This is a genomic window from Micromonospora mirobrigensis (assembly GCF_900091555.1).
In the GTDB taxonomy this organism is placed as follows: Bacteria; Actinomycetota; Actinomycetes; order Mycobacteriales; family Micromonosporaceae; genus Micromonospora; species Micromonospora mirobrigensis.
In genome coordinates this window covers 365,778-383,192 of the sequence record NZ_FMCX01000003.1, presented here as the reverse complement: position 1 = coordinate 383,192, position 17,415 = coordinate 365,778, and the positions used below count along the sequence as shown (strand labels likewise).

15 protein-coding genes and 2 tRNA genes are annotated in these 17,415 nt (G+C 72.6%); 11 read left to right on the top strand and 6 right to left on the bottom strand.

Annotated features, from left to right (window positions below):
• Positions 1-10: 10 nt before the first annotated feature.
• Entirely contained in the window at positions 11-994 is a 984-nt protein-coding gene (locus tag GA0070564_RS12915; RefSeq protein ID WP_091608284.1) for a helix-turn-helix domain-containing protein, read from the bottom strand.
• Between the two features lie 137 nt (positions 995-1,131).
• Here GA0070564_RS12915 and GA0070564_RS12910 point away from each other — a divergent pair, with 137 nt between their 5' ends.
• A complete protein-coding gene (locus GA0070564_RS12910; protein WP_091608279.1) occupies positions 1,132-2,412 on the top strand; it encodes an MFS transporter in 1,281 nt (426 codons plus the stop codon).
• Positions 2,413-2,502: 90 nt separating this feature from the next.
• Here the strand turns inward: GA0070564_RS12910 and GA0070564_RS12905 are convergent, their stop codons facing one another.
• A complete protein-coding gene (locus tag GA0070564_RS12905; protein WP_091608276.1) occupies positions 2,503-2,745 on the bottom strand; it encodes a mycoredoxin in 243 nt (80 codons plus the stop codon).
• Positions 2,746-2,837: 92 nt separating this feature from the next.
• On the opposite strand from GA0070564_RS12905, the gene GA0070564_RS12900 reads away from it, so the two are divergent.
• From GA0070564_RS12900 to GA0070564_RS12890, 3 genes are all read left to right on the top strand, one after another.
• Positions 2,838-4,997 carry an ATP-dependent DNA helicase UvrD2 gene (locus tag GA0070564_RS12900; protein ID WP_091608273.1) on the top strand — a complete coding sequence of 720 codons (2,160 nt, stop codon included), beginning with the start codon at positions 2,838-2,840 and terminating at the stop codon, positions 4,995-4,997.
• A gap of 132 nt (positions 4,998-5,129) precedes the next feature.
• Positions 5,130-5,384 carry a hypothetical protein gene (locus GA0070564_RS12895; RefSeq protein WP_091608269.1) on the top strand — a complete coding sequence of 85 codons (255 nt, stop codon included), beginning with the start codon at positions 5,130-5,132 and terminating at the stop codon, positions 5,382-5,384.
• A 137-nt stretch (positions 5,385-5,521) separates the two neighbouring features.
• Entirely contained in the window at positions 5,522-5,887 is a 366-nt protein-coding gene (locus GA0070564_RS12890) for a WhiB family transcriptional regulator (RefSeq protein WP_091608266.1), read from the top strand.
• Positions 5,888-6,197: 310 nt separating this feature from the next.
• Here GA0070564_RS12890 and GA0070564_RS12885 read toward each other — a convergent pair whose 3' ends face one another.
• The 3 genes from GA0070564_RS12885 to GA0070564_RS29300 form a co-directional block, all read right to left on the bottom strand.
• Positions 6,198-7,544 carry an ABC1 kinase family protein gene (locus GA0070564_RS12885; RefSeq protein WP_091608261.1) on the bottom strand — a complete coding sequence of 449 codons (1,347 nt, stop codon included), beginning with the start codon at positions 7,542-7,544 and terminating at the stop codon, positions 6,198-6,200.
• A gap of 57 nt (positions 7,545-7,601) precedes the next feature.
• The gene (locus tag GA0070564_RS12880; RefSeq protein ID WP_091608252.1) at positions 7,602-8,654 is read right to left on the bottom strand and encodes a TOMM precursor leader peptide-binding protein; all 1,053 of its coding nucleotides are present in this window, start codon (positions 8,652-8,654) and stop codon (positions 7,602-7,604) included.
• A gap of 191 nt (positions 8,655-8,845) precedes the next feature.
• Positions 8,846-9,016 carry a DUF5679 domain-containing protein gene (locus tag GA0070564_RS29300; protein WP_167457767.1) on the bottom strand — a complete coding sequence of 57 codons (171 nt, stop codon included), beginning with the start codon at positions 9,014-9,016 and terminating at the stop codon, positions 8,846-8,848.
• Positions 9,017-9,534: 518 nt separating this feature from the next.
• Here GA0070564_RS29300 and GA0070564_RS12875 point away from each other — a divergent pair.
• Complete coding sequence (locus GA0070564_RS12875) at positions 9,535-10,062, top strand: M48 metallopeptidase family protein (RefSeq protein ID WP_091608248.1); 528 nt, start codon at positions 9,535-9,537, stop codon at positions 10,060-10,062.
• A gap of 77 nt (positions 10,063-10,139) precedes the next feature.
• Positions 10,140-10,742 (top strand): hypothetical protein, encoded by a 603-nt coding sequence (locus GA0070564_RS12870; RefSeq protein ID WP_091608244.1) that lies wholly within the window; start codon positions 10,140-10,142, stop codon positions 10,740-10,742.
• A 196-nt stretch (positions 10,743-10,938) separates the two neighbouring features.
• Here the strand turns inward: GA0070564_RS12870 and GA0070564_RS12865 are convergent, their stop codons facing one another.
• A complete protein-coding gene (locus GA0070564_RS12865) occupies positions 10,939-12,168 on the bottom strand; it encodes a zinc-dependent metalloprotease (RefSeq protein WP_091608240.1) in 1,230 nt (409 codons plus the stop codon).
• A gap of 182 nt (positions 12,169-12,350) precedes the next feature.
• On the opposite strand from GA0070564_RS12865, the gene GA0070564_RS12860 reads away from it, so the two are divergent.
• The 5 genes from GA0070564_RS12860 (at position 12,351) to GA0070564_RS12840 (ending at position 17,388) form a co-directional block, all read left to right on the top strand.
• Positions 12,351-13,364 carry a YlbL family protein gene (locus GA0070564_RS12860; protein ID WP_176730661.1) on the top strand — a complete coding sequence of 338 codons (1,014 nt, stop codon included), beginning with the start codon at positions 12,351-12,353 and terminating at the stop codon, positions 13,362-13,364.
• A gap of 134 nt (positions 13,365-13,498) precedes the next feature.
• On the top strand, positions 13,499-16,447 hold the full coding sequence (locus GA0070564_RS12855) for a UPF0182 family membrane protein (protein WP_176730660.1): 2,949 nt from the start codon (positions 13,499-13,501) through the stop codon (positions 16,445-16,447).
• A 217-nt stretch (positions 16,448-16,664) separates the two neighbouring features.
• A tRNA-Met gene (locus GA0070564_RS12850) sits at positions 16,665-16,738 on the top strand.
• Between the two features lie 205 nt (positions 16,739-16,943).
• Positions 16,944-17,017 (top strand) — tRNA-Met (locus tag GA0070564_RS12845).
• 119 nt (positions 17,018-17,136) lie between these two features.
• The gene (locus GA0070564_RS12840) at positions 17,137-17,388 is read left to right on the top strand and encodes a hypothetical protein (protein WP_091608228.1); all 252 of its coding nucleotides are present in this window, start codon (positions 17,137-17,139) and stop codon (positions 17,386-17,388) included.
• Positions 17,389-17,415: the final 27 nt, after the last annotated feature.

Genomic DNA, 17,415 nt, shown 5'->3' with positions numbered 1-17,415 from the left:
ATCCCCGGGTTCACCGGTCCGTCAGGCGCCCGGCCGGCCGGCGTTGGACCGGCGCGGTTGCCGGGCCGGACGCCACCGTGGACGGCCCCACCGCCTCGGGCAGCCGTCCCGTCGCCTCGAAGAGCCAGGAGAGGGTGTCCGATGCGGAGAGCGCCGCCGAGCATAGCCACTCGAAAACTACTTTATAGCGATTTAGCGTGTTTACCTCGGTCGACATGACGTCGGTGAAGCCACCTTCGATCGCCAGGGTCTCCGGATCGAGCGGATCGGCGAACCGGTACAGCGAGAACGCGGTGGGCGGCAGGTAGAAGTCGGCGATCCGGGTGTCCCGCTCCAGCAGGTGCAGCGTGACGTTCGGCAGCATGGCCAGCTCGCAGAGGTGACCCAGCTGCTCCCGGAGCACCTCGGGCGGCCCGGCCCGGTGCCCGTTCAGCGCGGCCTCCTCCAGCACCGCCGTGTACCGCGGGGCGTCGGGGGAGCGGGTCAGCAGCGACTGCCGGGCCAGCCGGGCGCGTACCTCGGTCTCCGGGTCCTCGCCCGCCTCCGGGTCGCCGGCCAGCTGGTCCACCTGGCGGGCCGAGAGGATGCGCAGCTTCGCGTACCCGGGGGTCTGCAACAGGCCGGGCACCAGGACCGGGTTGTATTCGGAGATCTCGGCGCAGCCGGCCTCCAGCTCCGCCCAGCCGCGCTGCTGCTGGGTCATCACCGGATAGTTCTTCAGCAGCCAGCCCCGCATGTCGCCGGCTTCCTGGGTGATCCCGAGCAGCTCGTCGCGGGAATCCTCGGGCACCCCGTACAGGTCGAGCAGGACCCGCACGTCCTCCGGGTCCGGCCGGCTGCGGCCGTTCTCCAGTCGGGACAGTTTGGACGCGGAGGCCCAGCCGATCCGGTCGATGACCTGGTCCCCGGTGAGACCGGCCAACTCGCGAAAACGGCGTAGGTCAGTGCCCAACCGGCGTCGGCGCAGGATTGGGCTGGGTACGGCAGGAGGCACCTTCGTCCTCTTCTCCGTCGACCGCCGCAGACGCGACGGTAACTGTATGAAATTCGCCCCCCACGGTCAGTATGGACGGCGCGACCGGCGCCGGAGGTCCCGGCAAGGGCGTGTCTGGAAAAAGAAAAGAGGACCCCATGCGCACCGTCCTGCGCCGCCCCGACTTCCGGCTGCTCTTCGTGGCCCTGCTGGCCAGCATGGCCGCCGAGTCGGTCCTGCTGCTCGCCCTGGCCATCTGGGTGAAGGACCTGACCGGCTCGGACGGGCTGGCGGGCGGCACCATCTTCGCCATCATCGCCCCGATGGTCCTGGCGCCGCTGGTCGGCTGGGTGGTCGACCGGTATCCCCGCCGCCCCTTCTTCGTGGCGGCCAACGTCGCCACGGCGGTGCTGCTCAGCCCGCTCTTCGCCGTCCGGGACCGGGCCGACGTCTGGGTGATCTACGTCGTGGCGGGGCTCTACGGGCTGTCGTACATCACGCTCAGCGCGGCGCTCAGCGGGCTGATCCGGCAGCTGGTCCCGGTCGAGCTGCTCCCCGACGCGAACGGGGTGCTCCAGACCGTCCGGCAGGGGCTGCGGCTGGTCGGGCCGCTCGCCGGCGCGGCGCTCTACGCGGCCGTCGGTGGTTGGCTGCTGACCACCCTCGCGATGGCCGGGTTCCTGGTGGCCGGCACGGTGGTCGGTACGCTGCGGCTGGCCGAGACCCGGCCGCCCGGCGGACAGCTGCGCTGGCCGGCCGAGCTGGGGGCGGGGCTGCGGCACCTGGCCGGCGAGCCGGCGCTGCGCCGGGCGCTGCTCGGCTACGGGCTGGGCTCGCTGGTGATGGGCTTCACCGAGTCGCTGATCTTCGCGTACGTCGACCAGGGGCTGCGCCGCGACGCCGCCTTCGTCGGGGTGCTGGTCACCGTGCAGGGCATCGGCGGGCTGGTCGGCGGGCTGCTCTCGCCCGCCGTGGTACGCCGCTTCGGCGAGCTGGGCGCGCTGGCGGCCGGGGTCACGCTCTTCGGGCCGGCGGCGCTGGCGCTGGCGTACCCGGATCTGTGGCTGGGTTTCGCGGCGCTGCTGCTGGCCGGCCTCTCGCTGCCGCTGATCATGGTGGGGTTGAACACGCTGGTCCAGCGGCGGACCCCGCCGGGGCTGCTCGGCCGGGTCGCGGCCGCCTCGGAGGCGCTGGTCAGCGGCCCGCAGGCGGTCTCGATCGGCGGTGGCGCCCTGCTCGTCGGAGTGCTCGACTACCGGCTGCTCTTCGTCCTGGTCGGCCTGACCACCACCGCCGCCGGCGCCTACCTCTGGCGCGGCCGCACCCTCACCCTCCCCACCCCCACCCGGATCCCCCACCTCCCCTCCCCCCGCCGCCCCGCGGACGGTGCCGTTGATCATGAAGTTAGCGGCGCGACACGCCGGGGCGGACGCCGCTAACTTCATGATCAACGGGGTGGGGCGGGGGTGGGGGTGGGGGAGCGCAGAGCGGCCGGGCCCCTGGGGGCCCGGCCGCTCTGCGTGGGTGGGTCAGTTGGTGATGGTGGAGAGGTGTTGCTTGACCTGGGTGATCGACGGGTTGGTGAGGGCGCTGCCGTCGGCGAAGCGTAGGGTCGGGACGGTCTGGTTACCGCCGTTGACCTTCATCACGAAGTCCGCGGCCTGCGGGTCCTTCTCGATGTCGACCACCTCGTAGCCGATGCCCTCCCGGTCGAGCTGCGACTTCAGCCGGTGGCAGTAGCCGCACCACGAGGTCGAATACATCGTCAGCATGGTCTGGTCCTCCAAGGGGATGGCTCGGGCCCGGTCGGATCAGGCCAGGCTAACCGCTGCAACGTCGGCGGGGGCTGGGATGATTCCTGGCTGTGGTGGTTCACTCAGCGGCGGAACGGGTGCTGGCCGGGCTGGATCCGGAGCAGCGGTCCGCGGTGACCGCCCCGGCCGGCCCGGTCTGCGTGCTGGCCGGCGCCGGCACCGGCAAGACCCGCGCGGTCACCTCCCGGATCGCCCACCGCGCGCTGACCGGCGACATCTCCGCCCGGCACGTGCTGGCGGTCACCTTCACCGCCCGCGCCGCCGCCGAGCTGCGCAGCCGACTCACCCTCCTCGGGGTGCAGGGCGTGCAGGCCCGGACCTTCCACGCGGCGGCGCTGCGCCAGGTCCGCTACTTCGCCCCCCGGCTGCTGGAGGGTCGGGCCATGCCCGAGCTGCTGGACAGCAAGGCGCGGGTGGTCACCCTCGCCGCCGCCAAGGTGGGCCTGCGCGCCGACCGGGCCGCCGCCCGGGACCTCGCCGGCGAGATCGAGTGGGCCAAGTCGTCGCTGGTCGAGCCGGGGGAGTACGTGGTCGCCGCCGCCAAGGCGCTGCGCGACACCCCGCACGAGCCGGCCAGGGTCGCCGAGGTCTTCGCCGCGTACGAGAAGCTCAAGCGCGGCAACGGCGTGATCGACTTCGAGGACATGCTGCGCGCCGCGGTCTGGGGTATCGAGGAGCACCCCGACGTCGCCGAGCAGGTACGCGGCCAGTACCGGCACTTCGTCGTCGACGAGTACCAGGACGTCAACCCGTTGCAGCAGCGGCTGCTGGAGGCGTGGCTCGGCGGCCGGGACGACCTGACCGTGGTCGGCGACGCCAGCCAGACCATCTACTCGTTCACCGGCGCCACCTCGGCGTACCTGGTCGACTTCCCGCGCCGCCATCGCGGCGCGACGGTGGTCCGGCTGGTCCGCGACTACCGCTCCACCCCGCAGGTGGTCGGCCTGGCCAACGCGGTGATCTCGCAGGCCCGGGGCACCGAGGCGCGGCTGCGGCTGGAACTGGTCGGCCAGCGCCCGCCCGGCCCCGAACCCGACCTGCGGATCTTCACCGACGAGCCGGCCGAGGCCGCCGCGGTCGCCACCCGCTGCCGGACGATGATCGACACCGGCACGCCGGCCCGGGAGATCGCGGTGCTGTTCCGCACCAACGCGCAGTCCGAGGCGTACGAGAAGGCGCTCACCGAGGTCGGGGTGCCGTACGTGGTGCAGGGCGCCGAGCGCTTCTTCGAGCGGACCGAGGTGCGCCAGGCGATGATCGCGCTGCGCGCCGCCACCCGCTCCGTCGACGGCGGGATGCCGCTGCCGGTGGCGGTCCGCGAGGCGCTGACCGCGGTCGGCTGGGCACCGGACTCCCCGCCGGCCGGCGGCGCGGCGCGGGAGCGCTGGGAGGCGCTGGCCGCCCTGGTCCAGCTCGCCGAGGAGTACGCCGGCACGCCGCCGATGCTGCCGGTCGGCGAGGCGGCGGTGGTCGAGCGGCCGGTGACCCTGGCCGACTTCAACGACGAGCTGGCCCGGCGGGCCGCCCAGCAGCACGTGCCGACGGTGGACGGGGTGACCCTGGCCTCCCTGCACTCGGCCAAGGGGCTGGAGTGGGACGCGGTCTTCCTGGTCGGGCTCTCCGAGGGCACCCTGCCCACCACGTACGCCCGGACCGCCGAGCAGGTGGAGGAGGAGCGCCGACTGCTCTACGTCGGCGTCACCCGGGCCCGGGAGTGGCTCTGGCTGTCGTACTCGGTGGCCCGGTCCCCGGGCGGGCGGGCCCGGCGGCCGTCCCGCTTCCTGCCGCAGCTCGACCGCTCCGGCGGGGGTGAGCGGGCCGGTGCGGCCCCGGCGAAGCAGGCCGCGGCCCGCCGCCCGGTCGCCCGGGTGATCTCCTGCCGGATCTGCGGCGCGACCCTGCTCGCCGGTCCGGACCGCAAGCTGGGCCGCTGCCCGACCTGCCCGTCGGACATCGACGAGGAGCTGTACGAGCGGCTGCGGGAGTGGCGGGTCCGGGTGTCCGGCGCGCAGAAGGTCCCCTCCTACGTGGTCTTCACCGACGCCACGCTGACCGCGCTGGCGGAGCGCAAGCCGGTACGCGTCGAGGAGTTGATCGCGATCGCCGGGATCGGCCCCCGCAAACTCGGCCTTTACGGCGAGTCGGTCCTGGCTCTGGTCCGGGGCGCGGCGGTCGACGACGTCTGCCCGCAGAAAACTTTCGAAAACTAGCCGTAAATCGTTTGCCCTCGCCCGGAGACGAGGAATAGCCTCAGGACACACCTCGGGAGCGGCGCCATTCCGGCTGCTCAACGGGGTTGGGACCGAGTCGGCATATCGAGTGCACCGGAGGAGGTGGCACCAGTGGAGAGCTACACGTATGAGCGTCCGGCGGCGCCGCTTGCCGCCGTTGCTCCGCTGTCGGCTGTCCGGGTTGCCCTGGCTGCTCGACCGTGGGCTCCGCAGGCGCACCAGGTCCAGGTTCAGGCCGAGCTGAACCGGACCCTCGTGCCCACTGCCGGATTCCACGGGACCAGTGGCTTCACGGGCAAGGGTATCGATGTCGCCAACAAGCGCATGGATGTCCGCGGCGTTCCACCTCGAGGTAGACCGGTCTGATCTCCAGACCACCGGCTCACCTCGAGGCCGCGGAACCCGCTACCGGGATCCGCGGCCTCAGTTTTTTTGCACCGCCGTAGTGCCGAAGTACCCGGAATGCGATCCACGAGATCGAAACGAGAGAGAGGTGACCGGGCATGAGTCTGGCGTTGGCCCCACTCGACGTGAGCGTCGAGGTGGAGGCGAACCTGCCCTGCCGGAAGTTCGACCCCGACCTGTGGTTCTCCGACTCGCCCGCCCAGCTCGAGCTGGCCAAGTCGCTCTGCGGGGACTGCCCGCTGCGCGTCGAGTGCCTCGCCGGGGCGGTCGAGCGGGCCGAGCCCTGGGGCGTCTGGGGTGGCGAGATCTTCGAGCGTGGCGCGGTCGTCCCGCGCAAGCGGCCCCGTGGTCGCCCGCGCAAGGAGGACCTGGCCCGTGACGCCGAACTCCGGGTCGAGGCCGAGGCGCGACTGGCGGCCAGTGGGCTGTCCGAGTCGCGCAACGCGGTCCGGCTGGCGGCCTGACAACCAACCCGTTCCACACGTAACCGCGCCGGTGTCCCTCCACCGGCCCCACGAGAAAGCCGAAACCCGTGCTGAACATGCCGAACGGAACCGAGATGCAACTACTCCACGAAGCGTTGTCCCGGGCTCGAATGCGCCGGCCTCAGGCCGGTCGTACCACCACGAGCACTGAGGCAGCCCGTTCCGCCCGTACCGTCGCGATGCGCAGCCGTACCCAGTCGGCTCGCGACCTGGGCACCGCTTAGATCCTTGTCCACCTACGACGGGGGCGACGGCCGAACGGCCGTCGCCCCCGTGGCATTCGTGCCGGTCAGCCCACCGGGGCGAAGCCGGGCAGCCAGCGCTCCAGGATGGCCCGGTACGGCGCCTTCGCCTCCAGCTGGCAGAGCACCCCGATCGAGCCCAGCGTCACCCGGTGGATCAGCAGGTACGACGGGGGCAGGTTGAGCTGCCGGCTGAGCTGGAAGGCCGGCGACTTGGGACTGGCCAGCCGGGTCGCCTCCGAGCGCAGCCAGGCCCGGCTGAACCGGAACTCCTCCTCGGCGACCGGGGCGAGCATCGGCTGGATGTACTCCAGGAGGGCCTGGGCGTCGATCGGCTCGGTGGGGCTGACGAAGCCCTCCTCGCGCAGCCCGGCGACCACCGCGTCGGCCTCGCCGCGCAGCGCCAGCCCGGCCAGCCGGCCGATCGGCTCGGGGGTGCCCTCCGGCATCCGGGCCACCGCCCCGAAGTCGATCACGCCGAGCCGCCCGTCGGGGAGCAGCCGGAAGTTGCCCGGGTGCGGGTCGGCGTGCAGCAGCCCGGCCCGCATCGGGGCGGAGAGGTGCAGCTCGGCCATCAGCCGGCCGGCCTCGTCGCGCTGCTCCTCGGTGCCGGCGCGGATGATCTCCGACAGCGGGGTGCCCTCGATCCACTCGGTGATCAGGACCCGGGGGGAGGAGTCCAGCACCTCCGGGATGAAGATCTCCGGGTCGCCGGCGTACGCGGCGGCGAAGGCGCGCTGCGACTCGGCCTCCAGCTCGTAGTCGAGCTCCTCGGTGATCCGCTCCCGCAGCTCCGCCAGGAGGGGCTTGACGTCCAGGCCCGGCTGGATCGCCCGGAACATGCCGCCGAGCCGGGAGAGCTGCTTGAGGTCGGCCAGGAGCGCGTCCCCGGCGCCCGGATACTGGATCTTGACCGCCACGTCCCGGTGCTTCGGTCCGCCGGCCGGGCCGTAGCCCGGGTCCCGCCAGACCGCACGGTGCACCTGGCCGATGCTGGCCGCGGCGGCCGGGGTGTCGTCGAACTCGACGAACCGGTCCCGCCAGTCCGGGCCGAGCTGCTCGGCAAGCACCTTGTGCACACTGGCCACCGGTAGCGGAGGCGCGGCCTCCTGGAGCTTGGTCAACGCCTGCCGGTAGGGGGCGGCGACCTCCTCCGGCAGCGCGGCCTCGAAGACCGACAGCGCCTGGCCGAACTTCATCGCCCCGCCCTTGAGCTGGCCGAGCACGCTGAAGAGCTGTTCGGCGGTGCGCTGCTGGATCTCCGCGGAGATCACGTCGGAGGCGAGCCCGGTGACGCGCTTACCCATGCCGAGGACGGTCCGCCCGGCGAAGCCGAGCGGCAGAGCGGCGAGCTTGGCGGTCCGGGACACGGCCCGGCGCGGGATGTCGGTCACCCGGCCATTGTTACCGACGCGAGGGGTCCGCTGCTGCTCCGAAGCCGGGCTGGCCCCTCATCGGCGTCCGCCCGAACACCCGCAGGAGGGATGCGGGGCCCAGACCCGGCGCCGGAACCGGCCGGCCGCGGCCACCCGCACCGCGCAGCCAAGCGTCTCCGGGGTGCCGCCGTCGAGGTGGGCGAGGGCCTCGGCGGCGGCGTAGCCGACGGCCGCGAGCAGGGTGGCGGTCGCGCAGTCCTGGTCGGGGGTGGCCGCCGCGAGCTGGGCGGCGAGCCCGGGCCAGCCGGGGTCGCGGTCGGCGCGGTGCAGGTCCAGGCAGTTGAGGCAGGGTCCGACCGGGGGGCGCACCATCGGCCCCACCACGGGTACGCCCTCGCGGAGACCGACCAGCAGGTGCGGCTGGCGGCGCTGGGCGTACCCGGTGGCGAGCAGTGCCGCGGGGCGATCGGTGTCGAGTTGGACGACCAGGTCGGTGCGTCCCCGGCGCAGCCGGCCGGTGCCGGTGCCCGGGGCGGTGCGGGCGAGGGCGGCGCGGACGGCGGCGGCGAGCGGCCGGCCCACCTCGGCGGCGTCGAGGCCGGTGCCGACCAGGTCGGCGGGGCGTACCGGGCCGGTCAGGTCGACGTCGACGTGACCCACCCCGGCCTGGGCCAGGGCGACGGCGAGCGGCCCGCCGAGCCGACCGCCCCCGGTCAGCACCACCCGGGCGGCGCGGCGGCGGCGCAACACCTGGGCGGGGGTGCCGGGCAGGTCGGCGCCGGCCAGGGCGAGCGCCCCGGCCTCGGCGGCGAGCCGGGTGCGGGACGCACCGGCCAGGTCACGCGGGAGCAGGGTGTGCGCGGGTACGACCAGCCCGGCGGCGCGCAGCGCGTCGAGCAGGGTGCGGGCCTCGGCGGCCGGGACGTCGGCGGCGTTCGCGTGGGCGAGGATGCTGCGCTCGCTGCGGCTGCCGTCGAGCAGTTCCAGCAGCTGGGCCGCCCGTGGGTTGGCCACCTCCAGCAGGACGGCCCGGCCGGGCTCGACGCCCAACTGGAGGGTGTGCCGGTCGCGCCAGAGCCGGGTGAGCCCCGGTAGCAGGGTGGGGCGGGGAAGGGCGGTACGCGTCATGACTCCGGATCGTGACCGCCACCGTGCGTTCGGTCGATCGTTGTCCACAGGTGCGCGGCCCTGCACCCAGGGTTATCCACAAGACTTCCCGCGATTTCCACAACCGGTCGGTAACCCCTGTCGGGCACCCGACAGCGGGTACGGACGAGGCAGGGGCGGCCACCGGCCACCCCTGCCTCGAGTCGTCCGGGTCAGACCTTGGCCTTGCCCAGGATGCGGTTCACTGTTGTCCCGCACACCGGACACTTGCCCTTGGCCATGTTCATCCCGGTCTTGGAGACCTCGACGTGTCCCTCGAAGTCCCGCTTCTCCTTGCACTTGACGCAGTAACCGTTGTACGTCGTCTGGGCCTGGTCGGCCACGGTGTCCTCCTCGTCTCGTCCGCCGGTCCTGCCGTCCCGGCGGTCGCCCCGCGCCGGTCCCTCCCGGGGCCCGGCGCTGGGACTTTCCGCAGCCACCCACGTGACCGCTGGTTGGCGGACCCTACCCAGGTCTGGGCAGTTCCATGTCAGCTGTGCATCGACACTGTGAGCAAGTCGACGTCGAGAGTGTGCATGCCGAAAAGGGCCGGATAAGCCAGTTTGGCGGGGACACGCCGGGTAGAGCCACCCAGATCACCCCGTACGACCCCCGGGGCGCACCCCGCACCGATGATCACCTACCGTGGGCGCGGAGCCGGCGGCGTGCCCGGCGACCGCCCCGGCCCTTCACGAAGGGTGATGAGGGCACGCGCGGACCCCTCCGCAAGGTTTTTTTTAGGGACTCCTGGTCACCAACCGTCATTTTCCGGACGCGTGTTGTGCGGTTGACCCTTGCGGACCCCTGGTCAGTACGCATTAGCTTTCCTTCGTGACAGGAATCCGAGGCTGAGCGCCCGGCCATGGCAGGGGTGCGGAAGCCGGTCGTCGAGGTACGGCGCAGCCAGCGTCGGCGACGCACAGTGTCCGCGTACCGGGACGGTGAGCGGGTGGTCGTGCTCATCCCCGACCAGTTCTCGCGGGCCGAGGAGACCGAGTGGGTCGACCGGATGCTGGCCCGGCTCGCCGCCCGGGAGGGCCGGCTGGCCCGCTCGGACACCGAACTGCTCGACCGGGCCGCCCGGCTGATCTCCCTCTACCTGGCCGACCACGGCCCGCAGGCCGTGCCGGCCAGCGTCCGCTGGGTCACCAACCAGAACGGCCGGTGGGGGTCCTGCACCCCGGCCGACCGGACCATCCGGATCTCGCACCGGCTCCAGGACATGCCGGAGTGGGTGCTCGACTACGTGCTGGTGCACGAGCTGGCCCACCTCGTCGTCCCCAGCCACAATGCCCGGTTCTGGGCGCTGGTCGGGCGGTACCCGAAGGCCGAGCGGGCCCGGGGCTACCTGGAGGGCGTCGCGGCGGCGGCCGGGCTCCCCGCCGACTGACCGCCCGTCGCCGCCGGACGGGGCGACCGGGCCGAGCGCCGGACGCGGCGGGCGCCGGGGCCGACTAGGGTCGGGGGATGGTCCGACGTGTGGTGGTGGCCCTGCTCGTCCCGGTGCCGTGGACGCCGCCCGGTATCGACCCGGGCCGGTGGCGTGCCGCGTTGGCCGAGGACGTGGTGGACCTGCTCGCCACGCTCGACGAGGTGGAGACCGCCGTCGCCGTCACACCTGAGGACCGGTGGCTGGCCGACGAGGTGGTCTGGCCCGGCACCGCGGTGCACGAGGTGCCGACACCGACCGTCGACGCGGTCCTGGCCGCACTGACCGGGTACGACCAGGCCGCGGTGATCGCCGCCGACGCCCCGGACGTGCCCGCGCTGACGCTCGGCAAGCTGCTCCGCCCGCTCACCAGCCGACCGGTCGCCGTGGCGCCTGCCCAGGGGACCGGCCCCGGCCTGCTGGGCCTGGCCACCCGACTGCCTGCTCCGGAGTGGCTGCCGCCGGTGGACCTGGACACCGCGGTCCCCGACGACGTGCGGTCGGCCGCCCCGCAGCCCGGCGACGTGGCGGTGACCGCGGGTTGGCGGCGCCTACGCGGGCCCGGTGAACTGGCCACGCTCGACCCGGCCTTCGAGGGCTGGGAGGCGACCCGCGCCCTGCTCTCCGGCAGCCGCGCCTGATTCCTCCCATCCGGCCCGGCCGAGCCGGCCGCGCGCTCCAGGCTTCGGTTCACCCGGACCCGTGGACGCCAACGAGCGTGATACCTGAGAGGAACAATGATGACTCTCAGGTATCACGCTCGACAGCAGTGTCACTTCCGGTCTCGGCGCCCGCGCCGCCGGCCGGCGGGCACCGGGCCCACCAGCCGAGCCGGAGTCAGGCCTTCGCGGTGCCGCCCTCGGTGTCCTCCGGACCCTCCGGCCGCCCACCCGGCGGCTGCTCCTGCGGGCCACCCGGCGCGGTGAAGTCGAACGTGTCCAGCTCACCCTGGTCGAGCTGGGCCTGCGCGAACGCCACCGGGTCGGCGAAGTCGTCGTCGGAGGGGAGCAGGTCGGGGTGGTCCCACAGGGCGTCCCGACCGGCGATGCCCCGGTGCTCGGTCAACGCCGCCCAGAGGGCCGCGGCCTCGCGCAGCCGGCGCGGCCGCAGCTCCAGCCCGACCAGGGCGGCGAACGTCTGCTCGGCGGGCCCACCGGCGGCCCGGCGACGGCGGAACGCCTCACCCAGGCGTACGACGTTGGGCAGCCGGTCACCGGCGGCGCTGTCCACCACGTGGCAGACCCAGCCCTCGACCAGGGCGAGCACCGTCTCCAGCCGGGCCAGCGACGCCTTCTGGGCCGGGGTGTCCTCCGGCGTGAAGATGCCCTCCAGGGCGATCGCCTGCATCGACTCCGGGTCGGTCGGGTCGACCCGGCCCATCGCCTCCTCGATCGCCTCCCGGTTGACCCGGATGCCCGAGGCGTAGTTCTCCACGGCGGTCAGCACGTGCCCGCGCAGCCACGGGACGTGCTGGAACAGCCGCTGGTGCGCCGCCTCGCGGAGCGCGACGTAGAGGCGTACCTCGTCCTCGGGCAGTTCCAGGCCCTGGCCGTACGCCCGGATGTTGGCCGGGATCAGCGCGGCCGTGCCGGCCGGACCGAGCGGCAGGCCGATGTCGCCGGCGGAGAGCACCTCCGCGGCGAGCGAGCCGAGCGCCTGGCCGAGCTGGCCGCCGAAGAGCGCCCCGCCCAGCGTGGCGACCATCGACTGCATCGGGCCGAGCTGGGCGCGGGCCTCCGGCGGCACCAGGTCACCCATCGCGCCGACCATCCGGCTGGCCACCGGGTCGCAGAGCTTGCGCCAGACGTCCAGCGTCTTGTAGATCCACTCGTTCCGGTTCCAGGCCAGCGAGGTCTGGATGCCGGTCGGCCAGGCCGACGCCGGCTCCAGCCACAGGTCGGCCAGGCGGAGCGCCTCCTCCACGGCGTGCCGCTCGTACATCGAGACCGCCGGGTCGCCGGAGGCGGCGAGCTGGCTGGCGGCCACCTGCCGGGCCAGGTCCCAGTTCACCGGCCCGCTGCCCGGTGCCGAGAGCAGGTGCTGCAGCTGCGACATGAACTGCTGCATCTGCGCGGGATCGTTGGGGTCTGGTGGCTGACCACCCGGGAGCGCGAAACCGAACGGAATATCAGGCACGACGTCTACGGTACGCGCGCCGCGCCCCAGGTCGCCGCCACCGGCGTTGCGCTGAGGGCGAAGTCCGGGTCAGGTCGCCGGAGGGCCGCACCCCGATCGGTACGCTCTGCCGCATGAGACGACGCGGCGTGACCGTCCTTCTCGGTGCCCTGCTCACCGCACTGCTCAGCATCGGGGTGCTCGGCGCGCCCATCCCGTACGTCGTGCTCGGCCCCGGTCCGACGGTGAACACCCTGGGCACCGCGGACGGCAAGGAGGTCATCCAGGTCTCCGGGCGGGCCACCTCGACCTCCGCCGGGCAGCTGCGGCTCACCACCGTCGGCGTGCAGCCCACGGTGCGGCTGCGCTCGGCGCTGGCCGGCTGGTTCTCCCACGACGAGGCGGTGGTGCCGCGCGAGCTGGTCTACCCGCCGGGGGAGTCGCAGCAGGAGGTGGAGAAGCGCAACGCCGAGGACTTCCAGGCGTCCCAGACCAGCGCGGAGACCGCCGCCCTGCGGGAGCTGGGCTACCCGGTCCAGGTGCTGGTCAAGACGGTGGTCGGGGGCGGGCCGTCGACCGGCCGGCTCCAGGTCGGTGACGTGCTCACCTCGGTCGACGGCGCGCCGGTGACCAGCGCCGCGAAGCTCACCGAGCTGATCCGGGCCAAGCCGGCCGGCACCTCGCTCAAGATCGGCTACACCCGGTCCGGTGCCGCGGCCACGGCCGACGTCACCAGCCGGGAGCAGGACGGCCGGCCGCGGATCGGCGTCGAGATCGACCAGCGGCAGCCGCACCCGTTCACCCTCAGCATCGACCTGGGCGACATCGGCGGGCCGAGCGCCGGCCTGATGTTCGCCCTCGGCGTGGTGGACAAGCTGGAGCCGGCCGACCTCACCGGCGGGAAGGTCATCGCCGGCACCGGGACCATCGACGACGAGGGTCGGGTCGGCCCGATCGGCGGCATCGCGCAGAAGCTGGTCGGCGCGAAGCGGGCCGGCGCGAAGGTCTTCCTGGTGCCCGCCGACAACTGCGCGGAGGCGGTCCGCAACCCGCAGCCCGACCTGCCGTTGCTCAAGGTGGGCTCGCTGGACGAGGCCCTCGACACCCTGGAGAAGCTCCGCTCCGGAGGTCAGCCGACCCGCTGCTGACGGCCGGCGACCGTTCCCGCCCGTCGCCGGCGGGCGGCGCGGCGTGAGGTGGACCCGACGTGTTCAGGAACACCCCGTACTCTGGGTGCCTGGTCGGAGCCGATCACATCGAGCGTGCGGAGCCAACAGTGGTCATGCGTAGCAGCCCCATGCCCAGGATGAGCCGGCGCGGGCGCGTCACCATCGGTGTCCTGGTCGCCGTCTTCGTGCTCTTCACCCTGCTCGGTTGGGGTGTGCAGGCGTGGACGGACTGGCTCTGGTTCTCCGAGGTCCGCTACACGGAGGTTTTCACCGGGGTGCTGACCACCCGGCTGCTGCTCTTCCTGGCGGTCGGCCTCGGCATGGCGGCGGTGATCGGCGGCAACCTCTGGCTGGCGTACCGACTCCGGCCCCAGCTGCGCCCGCACTCGCTGGAGCAGGCCACCCTGGAGCGCTACCGGATGCTGCTCACCCCCCGGCTGGGCACCTGGATCGCCGTGGTGGCCGGCGTGATCGGCCTCTTCGCCGGCCTGTCGGCGCAGAGCCGGTGGAACCAGTGGCTGCTCTTCCGCAACGGCGGGAACTTCGGCGTCAAGGACCCGGAATTCGGGGTCGACATCGGGTTCTACGTCTTCCAGCTGCCGTTCTGGCGCTACCTGCTCGGGGTCGGCTTCACCGCGGTGGTGCTCTCGCTGCTCGGCGCGCTGGCCGTGCACTACGTCTTCGGCGGGGTGCGGTTGCAGGGCGTGGGAGACCGGATGACCAACGCCGCGCGGGCCCACCTGAGCACGCTCGTCGCGGTCTTCGTGCTGCTCAAGGCCATCGCGTACGTGCTGGACCGGCGGGCCATGCTGCTGGAGTACAACGAGGGCGCCAAGCTCTACGGCGCCGGCTACGCCGACGTCAACGCGCTGCTGCCGGCCAAGGAGATCCTCGCCTACATCTCGATCGTGGTGGCCATCGCGATCATCGTCTTCTCCAACGCGGTTATGCGGAACCTGGTCTGGCCCGGCATCGCGCTGGCCCTGCTCGGGGTCTCCGCGGTCGCCATCGGCGGCATCTACCCGTGGGCCGTGCAGACCTTCGAGGTCAAGCCGAGCGCCCGGGACAAGGAGGCGCCGTACATCGCGCGGAGCATCGAGGCCACCCGCTCCGCGTTCGGCCTCAAGGAGACGAAGACGCAGGGGTACGCGGCGAGCAACCTCGTCCCGCCGGCCAGCCTGGCCACCGACACCTCGGTGGTGGGCAACGCCCGGCTGCTCGACCCGCAGCTGGTCTCCGAGACGTACACCCAGCTCCAGCAGGTGCGGGGCTTCTACGACTTCGGCCCGAAGCTGGACATCGACCGGTACCCGGTGAACGGGAAGACCTCCGACTACGTGGTCGGCGTCCGGGAGATCAACTACGGCGAGCTGAGCCAGAACAACTGGATCAACAAGCACACCGTCTACACCCACGGGTACGGCCTGGTCGCCGCCCCGGCGAACCAGATCTGCAACGGCGTGCCGTACTTCGTCTCCGGCTCGCTGGGCGACCCCGCCAAGGAGGCGGCCGGCTGCACCTCCCCGACGGACCAGATCCCGACCGAACAGCCGCGGATCTACTACGGCGAGCGGATGGGTGCCGACGACTACGCGATCGTCGGGCAGACCGGCGACCGCAACGTCGAGTTCGACCGCCCGACCTCGACCGGCGGCGAGCAGTACTACACCTACACCGGCGAGGGCGGCGTCAAGATCGGGTCGTTCACCCGCCGGCTGCTCTACGCCATCAAGGAGCAGGAGTCGAACTTCCTGCTCTCCGAGTCGGTCAATGACAAGTCCAAGCTGCTGTACGTCCGCAACCCGCGGGACCGGGTGGAGAAGGTCGCACCGTTCCTCACCCTCGACGGTGACCCGTACCCGGCGGTGGTCGACGGGCGGGTCCAGTGGATCGTCGACGGCTACACCACGGCGGCGACCTACCCGTACGCGGAGCGGGTGAACCTGCAGCAGGAGACCACCGACGAGCTGACCAACCGGGGCACCTTCCAGCTGGCCCGGGAGAACGTCAACTACATGCGCAACTCGGTCAAGGCCACCGTCGACGCGTACGACGGCACGGTCCGGCTCTACGAGTTCGACGACACCGACCCGGTGCTGAAGGCGTGGAACAAGGCGTTCGGCGGCGACCTGCTGCTGCCGAAGGCCGAGATCCCGGCGGAGCTGAGCGCGCACTTCCGCTACCCGGCCGACATGTTCAAGGTGCAGCGCAACCTGCTCACCAAGTTCCACGTCACCAACCCGGGCGACTTCTACTCCGGCCAGGACTTCTGGCAGGTGCCGAACGTGCCGGACGCGCCGGACAGCGGCCAGAAGCAGCCGCCGTACTACCTCTTCACCGAGTTCCCCGGTCAGGAGGACCCGCGGTTCCAGCTCACCTCCGCGGTCACCCCGAACGGGCGGCAGAACCTCGCCGCGCTGATCTCCGGGTCGTACGTCGACGGGCAGCCGACGCTGGAGGTGTGGGAGCTGCCGGACCAGACCCGGGTCGGCGGCCCGGTGCAGGTGCACCAGCAGATGACCAACAACGGCGACATCCGGGAGCGGCTCAACGTCCTCTCGGTGGGCGGCCAGGCCCAGGTGCAGTACGGCAACCTGCTCTCGCTGCCCTTCGGCGACGGGATGCTCTACGTCGAGCCGGTCTACGTGAAGAGCAACAACCAGACCGCCTTCCCGCTGCTCCAGCGGGTGCTCGTGTCGTACGGCGACGGTGGCTCGTACGTGGCGCTGGCGAACAACCTGACCGACGGCATCAAGCAGCTGGTCGAACAGGGCAAGGGGGCGCCGCAGGGCGGCACCCCGCCGTCCACCGGTGGCACCCCGCCCCCCACCAACGCCGGTCCGCCGCCGCTCCCCGGTGAGCTGGCCACCGCGGCGGACCGGGTGGAGCAGGCCATCACCGAGGTCAAGGCGGCGCAGACCTCCGGCGACTTCGAGCGGTACGGCCAGGCGCTGAAGACCCTGGACGAGGCGATGACCGCCTTCCAGCAGGCCCAGCAGGCGGCCGGCCGGCCGGCGGGCGGCAGCCCGTCGGCCTCCCCGGCGCCGTCACCGAACGGCTGACCCGGGCGGACCGGCTTCCTCGGAGCCCGTGGCGGTGGACCTCCCCGGTCCACGGCCGCGGGCTCCCGCCGTCTCAGGCGGCGTTCCGGCCCCCCGGATGGCCCAACTTTCCGCGATCGGGGCGTTCTGGTGGGAGCCGCGCGTGGGGCGTCCGGCTTGTGCCCGACGGGGTCGTTTTGCGGTTCGGGGGCAGGCTGCGCTAGTGTTCAGGAGCCGACGCGGGGTGGAGCAGCTCGGTAGCTCGCTGGGCTCATAACCCAGAGGTCGCAGGTTCAAATCCTGTCCCCGCTACTCGCAGTCGAAGGCCCCGGAGGATCTCCTCCGGGGCCTTCGCCGTTGCCGGGGGTGATCTGCTCACGCTCCCGGGCGTACCCCTCGGGCCGGCGGTTCCCGCCCTCGGCCTTCTCGCGTCGGGCGCCCGTCTCGGGGTCGGGGGAGCGGGATGGGGGACCCGGCTGATCTCCCTCGCGGAGATGCGATAGGCTGTACATACCGACGCGGGGTGGAGCAGCTCGGTAGCTCGCTGGGCTCATAACCCAGAGGTCGCAGGTTCAAATCCTGTCCCCGCTACTCGCAGTCGAAGGGCCCGGAGGATCTCCTCCGGGCCCTTCGTCGTCTCCCGGCGCGCGGCACGCCGTGGGTCGCCGCTTCGACGTGCCGGGGTTGCGCCGCTGGGCGAGGATGGGGTCATGTCTTCGTGGAACAAGTGGTGGGGCCGGCTCAGCGCGGTCCTCGGTGCGGCGGTGCTCTCGGTGTTCGTCCCGGTCGCCGCCTGGGCGTCCAGCGGGACGGGCGAACTGGTCGTGGAGGCCGCCCGGCGGCGCTCCCGCGGCGGCGGCTTCGGCTTCATCGGCCTGCTCTGCTGCCTGGTCGTGGTCGGCGGGATCGTGCTGCTGATCCTGCGGCTGATGCGTAACCGGCGTGGCGGCCCGCCGCGCTGACCCGGTGTCGATTCGACCGGGGGCGGG

Excerpts from the sequence above, each read along its gene's own strand:
- GA0070564_RS12865 (WP_091608240.1), bottom strand. The coding sequence starts at position 12,168 with ATGCAGCAGTTCATGTCGCAGCTGCAGCACCTGCTCTCGGCACCGGGC.
- GA0070564_RS12890 (WP_091608266.1), top strand. The coding sequence starts at position 5,522 with ATGAGTCTGGCGTTGGCCCCACTCGACGTGAGCGTCGAGGTGGAGGCG.
- GA0070564_RS12855 (WP_176730660.1), top strand. The coding sequence starts at position 13,499 with ATGCGTAGCAGCCCCATGCCCAGGATGAGCCGGCGCGGGCGCGTCACC.
- GA0070564_RS12840 (WP_091608228.1), top strand. The coding sequence starts at position 17,137 with ATGTCTTCGTGGAACAAGTGGTGGGGCCGGCTCAGCGCGGTCCTCGGT.
- GA0070564_RS12910 (WP_091608279.1), top strand. The coding sequence starts at position 1,132 with ATGCGCACCGTCCTGCGCCGCCCCGACTTCCGGCTGCTCTTCGTGGCC.
- GA0070564_RS12905 (WP_091608276.1), bottom strand. The coding sequence starts at position 2,745 with ATGCTGACGATGTATTCGACCTCGTGGTGCGGCTACTGCCACCGGCTG.
- GA0070564_RS12860 (WP_176730661.1), top strand. The coding sequence starts at position 12,351 with ATGAGACGACGCGGCGTGACCGTCCTTCTCGGTGCCCTGCTCACCGCA.
- GA0070564_RS12870 (WP_091608244.1), top strand. The coding sequence starts at position 10,140 with ATGGTCCGACGTGTGGTGGTGGCCCTGCTCGTCCCGGTGCCGTGGACG.
- GA0070564_RS12875 (WP_091608248.1), top strand. The coding sequence starts at position 9,535 with ATGGCAGGGGTGCGGAAGCCGGTCGTCGAGGTACGGCGCAGCCAGCGT.
- GA0070564_RS12880 (WP_091608252.1), bottom strand. The coding sequence starts at position 8,654 with ATGACGCGTACCGCCCTTCCCCGCCCCACCCTGCTACCGGGGCTCACC.